General features: G+C 66.6%; 9 protein-coding genes. 4 read left to right on the top strand and 5 right to left on the bottom strand.

Going from position 1 to position 8,887, the window contains the following annotated elements:
• From KF871_RS13955 to tolA, 3 genes are all read left to right on the top strand, one after another.
• Window positions 1-212 (top strand): MotA/TolQ/ExbB proton channel family protein (locus KF871_RS13955; RefSeq protein WP_291143562.1); only part of this gene is annotated, 212 nt, incomplete at its 5' end.
• A 4-nt stretch (window positions 213-216) separates the two neighbouring features.
• Window positions 217-657: a biopolymer transporter ExbD gene (locus tag KF871_RS13950; protein ID WP_291143560.1), complete on the top strand. Its 441-nt coding sequence runs from the start codon at window positions 217-219 to the stop codon at window positions 655-657.
• 37 nt (window positions 658-694) lie between these two features.
• Window positions 695-1,630: a cell envelope integrity protein TolA gene (gene tolA, locus KF871_RS13945; protein WP_291143557.1), complete on the top strand. Its 936-nt coding sequence runs from the start codon at window positions 695-697 to the stop codon at window positions 1,628-1,630.
• A 9-nt stretch (window positions 1,631-1,639) separates the two neighbouring features.
• On the opposite strand, the gene dnaE is transcribed toward tolA, so the two are convergent.
• The 5 genes from dnaE to KF871_RS13920 all read right to left on the bottom strand — a co-directional run bounded on the left by dnaE (window position 1,640) and on the right by KF871_RS13920 (window position 7,791).
• Complete coding sequence (gene dnaE, locus KF871_RS13940) at window positions 1,640-5,209, bottom strand: DNA polymerase III subunit alpha (protein WP_291143554.1); 3,570 nt, start codon at window positions 5,207-5,209, stop codon at window positions 1,640-1,642.
• 25 nt (window positions 5,210-5,234) lie between these two features.
• A complete protein-coding gene (locus KF871_RS13935; RefSeq protein WP_291143551.1) occupies window positions 5,235-5,930 on the bottom strand; it encodes a DUF599 domain-containing protein in 696 nt (231 codons plus the stop codon).
• A 44-nt stretch (window positions 5,931-5,974) separates the two neighbouring features.
• A complete protein-coding gene (locus tag KF871_RS13930; protein ID WP_291143548.1) occupies window positions 5,975-6,529 on the bottom strand; it encodes a flavodoxin family protein in 555 nt (184 codons plus the stop codon).
• 96 nt (window positions 6,530-6,625) lie between these two features.
• Window positions 6,626-7,042 (bottom strand): DoxX family protein, encoded by a 417-nt coding sequence (locus KF871_RS13925; protein ID WP_291143545.1) that lies wholly within the window; start codon window positions 7,040-7,042, stop codon window positions 6,626-6,628.
• 47 nt (window positions 7,043-7,089) lie between these two features.
• Window positions 7,090-7,791 carry a pirin family protein gene (locus KF871_RS13920; protein WP_291143542.1) on the bottom strand — a complete coding sequence of 234 codons (702 nt, stop codon included), beginning with the start codon at window positions 7,789-7,791 and terminating at the stop codon, window positions 7,090-7,092.
• Window positions 7,792-7,914: 123 nt separating this feature from the next.
• Here KF871_RS13920 and KF871_RS13915 point away from each other — a divergent pair, with 123 nt between their 5' ends.
• Entirely contained in the window at window positions 7,915-8,865 is a 951-nt protein-coding gene (locus KF871_RS13915; protein ID WP_291143539.1) for a LysR family transcriptional regulator, read from the top strand.
• Window positions 8,866-8,887: the final 22 nt, after the last annotated feature.

Raw genomic sequence — 8,887 nt, 5'->3', positions numbered from 1 at the left:
CGGTGGCCCCCGGCAGCGCCGAGGCCCTGGTGGCCACCGCCATCGGCCTGTTCGCTGCCATCCCGGCGGTGGTGGCCTACAACCGATTCGCCCACGACATCGATCGCCTGGCCAACGGGCTGGAGACCTTCATGGAAGAGTTCTCCAACATCCTGCAGCGCAACCTGAGCGCGCACCCCGGCACCAACACCGCCAGCGCCTCCACCTTCTGACGCCATGGCCAAGATCGCCAGCCGCGGCCGCCGCCGCCGCACCGTCAACGAGATCAACATGGTCCCGTTCATCGACGTGATGCTGGTGCTGCTGATCATCTTCATGGTCACGGCGCCACTCATCACGCCCAGCCAGATCGCCCTGCCCAGCGTCGGTCAGGCAGCGCGCCAGCCCGACCGCTTCGTGCAGGTGCTGCTCGACAAGGACGAGCAGCTGCGCGTGGCCGATGGCCGCGCCAGCAACGAAGCGGTGCCTGTGCTCATCAAGGGCCTGGCCGAGCGGGTGCGCGAACTGCAGACCGCCGATGGCGCCGACCCGGCCACCGTGCCGGTCATCATCAGCGCGGACAAGACGGTGCGCTACGAATCGGTGGTGCGCGTGATGGACACCCTGCAGAAGGCCGGCATCCAGCGCGTGGGCCTGGCCGTGCAGACCACGCGGTGAGCACGCATTGAGCACCCGCTGACCACCCCGATAGACCATGCGCAGCACCGCCGACCACCTTGACCTTGCCCCACCGCCGCCCGGCCGCTGGGGCGGCCCCGTGGGCAAAGCCGTCGTCGTGCATGCCCTGTTGATTGCCGCGCTCACCTGGGGTGTGAGCTGGAAGCGCCACAGCGATCAGGCCGCGGTGGAAGCCGAACTCTGGTCGCGCCTGCCGCAAGAGGCCGCGCCCCGCGCCACCCAGGCTCCCCCGCCCCCACCCGTGCCCACGCCGGCACCCCCACCGCCACCCAAGCCGGTGCCGGCACCGCCACCGCCCCCCCCGGCCCCGGCACCACCAGCACCCACTCAGGCCGACATCGCCATCCAGCAAGCCAAAGCAAAAGCCGAGGCCGAAGCGCGCGAACGCGAGGAAGCCCAACGCAAGCTGGCCGAACAGCGCGAGCGCGAGCGCATCGCCGCCGAAAAGGCCGCAGCTGAAAAGAAGGCCGCGGCAGAGAAAGCGGCCGCCGAGAAGCTGGCGGCCGAGAAGAAGGCCGCGGCTGAAAAGAAAGCGGTAGCAGAGAAAAAGGCGGCCGAAGAGAAACGCCAGGCCCAGCTGCAGGAGCAACTGCGCCAGGAACAGATCGCCCGCATGATGGGCCAGGCCGGTGCCAGCGGCGGCCCGCAAAGCACTGGCACAGCGCAGCAGTCGAGCGGCCCCTCAGCCAACTACGCAGGCAAGGTCGCCTCGCGCATTCGGGCCAACGTGGCCTTCACAGACCTTCTGCCCAGCAATCCCCGGGCCGAGGTGGAAGTGCGCATTGCACCTGACGGCACCATCACCGGGCGAAAGCTGGTCAAGAGCAGCGGCAACGCATCCTGGGATGAAGCGGTGCTGCGCGCCATCGACCGCACCGGCACCCTGCCGCGCGACGTGGACGGGCGCGTGCCGCCGTCGATGGTGATCGGGCTGCGACCGCAGGACAAATGAGGCAAGGCCTCAGTCGAACACGATCTCTGCCCGCTGCTCGTGCGCCTGGGCCATCCAGCTGGCCAGGGCCGCGTCACTGGGGAAGAACAGGGCGCGGTCGTCGAGTTGCAGTTCGCAGATGGCGCCCGGGCGTTGCAGCGACAGGCGCACAGGCAAGCCGCGCACCAGTTCGCCCTGCTCCGTCTGCTCGCGCCGCGGCGGAAACTCGCGCACCAGTTGCGCCACCGACGGCGCGTGCCCGTTGACGGCCACCCGCAGGTACTTGCCGAAGCGGCAACGCGCGGTGGCGATGTCCCAGACCTGCTGGATCTTCAGTCGCAAGCCGCCCGAGAAGCGATCGGGCTGGGCCACGGCCTGCACGATGATGAGCTCGTCGTCCTTGAGCAGCGCGCGGTGCAGGTTGATCTGATTCTCGTCGGCGCTGGCTTCGAGCACGGCCGTCTTGTCGTCGAGCTTGAACAGTGCGAGCTTGCCGCGCTGACCATTGATGACCCGGAAGTCGGTGACGATGCCGGCCAGGATCACCGGATCGCGGCTGTCCACCACGTCGACCAGTCGCGTGCGCGCAAAGCGACGCACTTCGCGCTCGACCTCGTCGAACAAATGGCCCGAGAAGTAGAAGCCGATGGCGCTCTTCTCGTGCGTGAGGCGTTCCTTCACACCCCAGGGCAGGGTCGAGACCAGGTCGGGCGTCTGCGTGCTGGAGCCATGGTCGTCGCCCGAGAGCATGTCGAACAGGCCGCCCTGGTGCGCGTTGGCCTGGGTGGTGGCCGCGTACTCGAAGGCAATATCCAGTGAGGCCAGCAACTCGGCGCGGTTGAGGTGCAGGCCGTCGAAGGCGCCCGCCTTGATCAGCGCTTCGACCGTGCGCTTGTTGATGCGCGCGCGGTCAACGCGCAGGCAGAAGTCGAACAGGCTCTTGAACGGTCCGCTCTCGTCGCCGTTGGGCCCCTCGCCCCGGCCCTCGCGCGCGGCCACGATGGCTTCGATGGCTTGCTGGCCTGTGCCCTTGACGGCGCCCAGCCCATAGCGGATGAGCTTGTCGGTCACCGGCTCGAAGCGGTAGTTGCCGCGGTTGACGTCGGGCGGCTCGAAGGCCATGCCCATCTTGTGCGCGTCCTCGAACAACACCTTGAGCTTGTCGGTGTCGTCCATCTCCACGGTCATGTTGGCGCAGTAGAACTCCGCCGTGTAGTGCACCTTGAGCCAGCCGGTGTGATAGGCCAGCAGCGAGTACGCCGCCGCGTGGGACTTGTTGAAGCCATAGCCCGCGAACTTCTCCATCAGGTCGAAGACTTCGTCGGCCTTGTCCTGCGGAATGCCATGGGTCGCCAGGGCACCGGCGCGGAACTTCTCGCGGTGCTCGGCCATTTCCTCGGCCTTCTTCTTGCCCATGGCGCGGCGCAGCAGGTCGGCGCCACCGAGCGAGTAGCCCCCCAGGATCTGCGCGGTCTGCATCACCTGCTCCTGGTAGACCATGATCCCGTAGGTCTCGCTGAGCATGTCGGCTACCGCCGGATGCGGGTACTCCACCGGCTCGCGCCCGTGCTTGCGCGCCACGAAGCTGGGGATCAGGTCCATCGGGCCCGGTCGGTACAGCGCGTTCAGCGCAATCAGGTCTTCCAGTCGCGTGGGCTTGGCGTCGCGCAGCATGCCCTGCATGCCTCGGCTTTCAAACTGGAACACCGCTTCGGTCTGACCGCGCGAGAACAGGGCATAGACCTTGGGGTCGTCCAGCGGCACGTTCTCGAAGGCGAAGTGCTCCTGGCCCTGGTGGCGCTTCATGATCAGCTCGCGCGCGATCTCCAGGATGGTCAGCGTGGCCAGGCCCAGAAAGTCGAACTTGACCAGGCCGATGGCCTCGACGTCGTCCTTGTCGTACTGGCTCACCGCAGAATCGCTGCCCGGCTGCGCGTACAGCGGGCAGAAGTCGGTCAGCTTGCCCGGGGCAATCAGCACACCACCCGCGTGCATGCCCACGTTGCGCGTCATGCCTTCGAGTTTTTGCGCCAGCTCGATCAGGTTCTTGACGTCTTCCTCCTTCTGCACGCGCTCGGCCAGCATGGGCTCCATCTCGAGCGCGTAGTTGTTCTTGTCGCCCTCCTTCTTGGGTACCGGCGGGTACTGCAGCGTCACGCTCATGCCGGGCTTGTTGGGCACCAGCTTGGAGATGCCGTCGCAAAAGCCATACGACAGATCGAGCACGCGCCCCACGTCGCGGATGGCCGCACGCGCGGCCATGGTGCCGAAGGTGGCGATCTGGCTCACCGCGTCCTTGCCGTACTTCTGCTTCACATAGTCGATCACGCGATCGCGGTTGCCCTGGCAGAAGTCGATGTCGAAGTCGGGCATGGACACCCGCTCCGGGTTGAGGAAGCGCTCGAACAGCAGGTTGTATTGCAGCGGGTCCAGGTCGGTGATCTTGAGCGCGTACGCCACCAGCGAGCCCGCACCCGAGCCGCGACCCGGACCCACCGGGCAGCCGTTGTTCTTGGCCCAGTTGATGAAGTCACCCACGATCAGGAAGTAGCCGGGGAAGCCCATCTTGAGAATGGTGCCGATCTCGAACTCCAGCCGCTGCACATAGCGCGGGCGCTGCTCGTCGCGCTTGGCCGCGTCGGGGTACAGGTGCAGCAGCCGCTCCTCCAGCCCTTCGAACGAGAGCTGGCGGAAGTAGTCGGCCATGGGCATGGGCACGCCGTTGACCACCGGCGTCGGAAAGTCGGGCAGCTGCGGCTTGCCCAGCACCAGGGTGAGGTTGCAGCGGCGCGCGATCTCAAGCGTGTTGGCCACCGCCGACGGCAGGTCGGCAAACAGGGCCGCCATGTCTGCCGCGGGCTTGAACCACTGGTCTCGGGTGAAGCGGCGCACGCGGCGGTTGTTGCCCAGGATCTCGCCTTCGGAGATGCACACGCGTGCCTCGTGGGCCTCGTAGTCGTCGGGGGTGAGGAACTGCACCGGGTGCGTGGCCACCACCGGCAGGTGCAGCCGCGCCGCCAGCTTGACCGTGGCCACCACGTGGCGCTCGTCGTCGGGTCGACCGGCGCGCTGCACCTCCAGATAGAAGCGGTGGGTGAACACCGTGGCCAGTTGCAGGGCCACTTCGCCCGCGCGCTTCGCATCGCCGGCCAGCAAGGCCTGCCCCACGGGGCCGGCGTGCGCCCCCGACAGCATGATCAAGCCGGCATTGAGTTCTTCGAGCCACTCGCGGCGCAGCACGGCCTGATCGCGCACCACGTTGCGCGTCCAGGCGCGCGCGAGCAGTTCACACAGGTTGAGGTAGCCCTGGTGGTCCTGCACCAGCAGCAGCACCCGGGGCAACGGGGGCTGGTGGGCCCCCGGCATGGCGTTGGTGGCTTCTTCGGTGAAGCCCTGCAGCACCACCTCGGCACCGATGACGGGCTTGACGCCGGCACCACGCGCGGTCTTGTAGAACTTGATCGCGCCAAAGAGGTTGTTGTAGTCGGTGATCGCCAGCGCGGGCTGGTGGTCGGTGGCCGCGGCGTCGATGGCGTCATCGACCCGGTTGGTGCCATCGACGACGGAGAATTCGGTGTGCAGGCGCAGATGGACAAACATGCCCAAATTCTAGTTTTCGGGCGTTTCAGTCCTTGAGAATGGCCAGCACCTCCGAGCGGAATTCCCGGCTGTAGAGGATGGCCACCACCACGGCCGTGGCCAGCACCATGACCAGGGGCGAGACAAACCAGCCCAGCAGGGCAAACGAGAAGTAGTAGGCCCGCAGGCCGTCGTTGAAGGTTTCGGCGGCAGAGCCCACCAGCGCCGCTGCCCGGTCGGCGAACACCTGGCGGTCGAACTTGCCGGCTTCGAACTCCTTGGCCGAGGGCATGGAGCCGATGGCCAGCGCCACGAAGGTGTACTGGCGCATGCACCACGAGAATCGGAAGAACGAGTAAACGAAGATCGCCACCAGCACCAGGATCTTGAACTCGAACGCGATCAGGGTGGTGGCCTGCGCGAACGGAATCTCGCTCATCAGCTCGGTGGCCTTGTCGGTGGTGCCCAGCAAGGCGAACAGCGCACCGATGATCAGGATCGAGGTCGACGAGAAAAACGCGGGGGTGTGCGACAGCGCCTGCGTGATGATGCCGTCGAGCATGCGCGGATCGCGCGTGATGGCCTGCTCCATCCAGTAGCGGCGATAGCGGTTGGTGGTCAGCAGCAGCGACGGCCGCGTCCTCGCCCAGACCTTGGAAAACCAGGCGTAGCCAACCCAGAGCGAAAAAAAGCAGACCAGCGCGAGCCAGTCTGCCCAGGGAAGCATGCTGATGATCTTCATGAGGGCTGCATGGTAGCCCTCGGTCCGCCCGGTTGAAAACCGGATCAGCCCTTGAACTTCGCTGCCGTGGCGGCGACGCGCTCGCCGAACAGGCGGGCGGTCTCCAGGTCGCCAGCGGGCATTTCCGCGGCGCTGGCGTCCGACGGGCTTTGCGCCATGGCACCACTGAAGGAGCCAACGTAGTTCACGTCGTTGCGCTGCGCCGCCTTGCTGTTGCTGGGCATGAGGCCGGTGCCCACCCAGATGCCGCTGTGCTGCATGGCCAGGGTGAACAGGTAGTGCAGGGTCGACAGCTTGTCGCCGTTCATGGTGGCGCTGTTGGTGAAGCCGGCGAACACCTTGTCCTTCCATTTCTGGGTGAACCAGGCCTTGCTGGAGGCATCGGCAAATTTCTTGAACTGCCAGCTCACGGTGCCCATGTAGGTGGGCGAGCCCATGATGATGGCGTCGGCGGCATCGAGCGCTTCCCAGCCGCCGGCGGGCAGGTTGCCATCGGCGTCGACGGCGATGAGTTCGGCGCCGGCACCGTCGGCAACCGACTGCGCCATGCGTTGGGTATGTCCGTACCCGGAGTGATAGACGACAACAACCTTGGCCATGACAGATGTCCTTTGAAATCAGATGAAAAGCTTGCGTGCGGTGCTTGGGGCCGCCACGCCGAAAAGCGGGCCGACCTCTGCGGCCGGCCCGACACATCACTTGGCGCGCTTGGCGTCCAGGCTGAAGGCACCGGCACCGAAGGCGGCCAGACCCAGCAGGCCACCGACCACGCCGATGTTTTTCCAGAACAGCAGCGACTGCATGAAGGCGGCCTGGCCCTGATCGGCCGGGATCGCCCAGTAGGCGTGGAAGAACACGCTGGCGACCAGGGTGAACACCGCCAGCACCAGCGCCGCAGGGCGCGTGAACAGACCAATGATCAGCAGCGCCGAGCCCAGCACCTCAACCGCGATGGCGACCACGGCCGCCAGCTCGGGCGCCGGCAGGCCCACCGAACCGATGTAGCCGGCCGTACCGGCGAAGCCGCCGATCTTGGACAGGCCCGCGGGCAGGAACAGGGCAGCCAGCAGCAGACGGGCCAGCAGCGCGAAGGGGTTTTGCAAAGCGTTCATGAGAAGTCCTTTGGAGGGTTGGGAGTGACAGGAAAAACGGAACGGAATCAGGCGGCGAGATCGAACACCAGCACCTCGGCGTCCTTGCCGCGGGCCAGAGTGAGTTGCGCTTCGTTGGCCATGACGGCAGCATCGCCGCCCGACAAACGTTCGCCATTGACCTCAAGCTCACCGCGCACCAGGTGCACATAGGTCTTGCGCGCCGGGTCCAGCTGGATGTACGTGGACTCGTCGCCATCGAACAGACCGGCATACATCGCCGCATCGGCGTGCACCTTGACCGAACCCTGGGCGCCATCGGGCGAAGCCACCAGACGCAGCTGGCCACGCTTGTCGGTGTCGGCAAAGGTCTTTTGCTCGTAGCTCGGCGCGATGCCGGTCTGGTTCGGCTCGATCCAGATCTGCAGGAAGTGCGTCGCGCTGTTGGGCGCGTGGTTGAACTCGCTGTGGCGCACACCGGTGCCCGCACTCATGCGCTGCACGTCGCCGGGCGGAATGCCCTTGACATTGCCCATGCTGTCCTTGTGCGCCAGATTGCCCTGCAGCACGTAGCTGATGATTTCCATGTCGCGGTGACCATGGGTGCCGAAACCGGTGCCCGGGGCAATGCGGTCTTCGTTGATCACCCGCAGGTTGCCCCAGCCCATCCAGGCCGGGTCAAAATAATCGGCGAAAGAAAACGAGTGGTAGCTCTTGAGCCAACCGTGGTCGGCAAAACCACGGGCGTCGGCGCGGCGGATCTGCATCATGGGGACCATCCTTTCGTTGGGGCCAGCGGCGCTGGCATGGGGTGAATTGTGGGTGCGCACCCTTCCATCGAGAGCGCATGGATTTGATGGCATCATTCAAATCGTTTGAATGAAGGAGCCGCCATGCCCCACACCTCGCAGGCGCGAAGCGCGCTGTCGGCCGAAAACCTGGCCCTGGTCGACGCCGTGGCGCGCCTGGGCAGCATGGCCGCTGCGGCGCGCGAGCTGGGCATGGTGCCCAGCGCCCTCACCTACCGCGTGCGCCAGATCGAGGACGCCCTGGACGTGCTGCTGTTCGACCGCAGCGCACGCCGCGCGGTACTCACCCCCGCGGGGGCCGAGCTGCTGCGCGCGGGCGAGTTCCTGCTGGGCGAATTCGACGCCGTCGCCCAGCGTGTCAAACGCGTGGCCACCGGCTGGGAGCCGCAGCTCACCATCGTGGCCGACGCGCTGATTTCGCGCACCACGCTGTTCGAGCTGTGCGAGGACTTCTATGCCACCGGCGCACCCACCCGTTTGCGGCTGCGCTCCGAGAACCTCTCCGGCACGCTCGAATCGCTGCAGGGCGGCATCGCCGACCTGGCGCTGGGCATCACCGGTGAGGTGTCGGGCCCTGGCCTGCAGACGGCGCCGCTGGGCTCCGTGCCCTTCGTGTACGCCGTCGCACCGCACCACCCCTTGGCCGACTTTGCCGGCAACCTTTGCGAGGAAGACATCCGCCAGCACCGCGCTGTGGCGGTGGCCGACACCACCCAGCGGGGCCGAGGCGTGAGCTACAACCTGCTACCCGGGCAGGACGTGCTCACAGTGCCGACCATGCAGCACAAGCTCGAGGCCCAGCTGCGAGGGCTGGGCGTGGGATTTCTGCCCCTGCCCATGGCGCAGCCCTACATCTCGGCGGGCCGCCTGGTGGTCAAGACGGTGCAGCAGACCGACCGACAGATCCGTTTGATGTACGGCTGGCACACCACGCGTGTGGGCCGCGACAGTGGCCGTGCCCTGCAATGGTGGCTGGAGCGGCTCAAGCCCGCCGCCACACGCGACGCGCTGCTGCACCACCACCCGCAACACTGAGGCTGCATACCCACGCACGCAC

The organism is Hydrogenophaga sp. (assembly GCF_019635465.1).
In the GTDB taxonomy this organism is placed as follows: domain Bacteria; phylum Pseudomonadota; class Gammaproteobacteria; order Burkholderiales; family Burkholderiaceae_C; genus Hydrogenophaga.
This window is presented reverse-complemented; position numbering and strand designations above follow the sequence as displayed.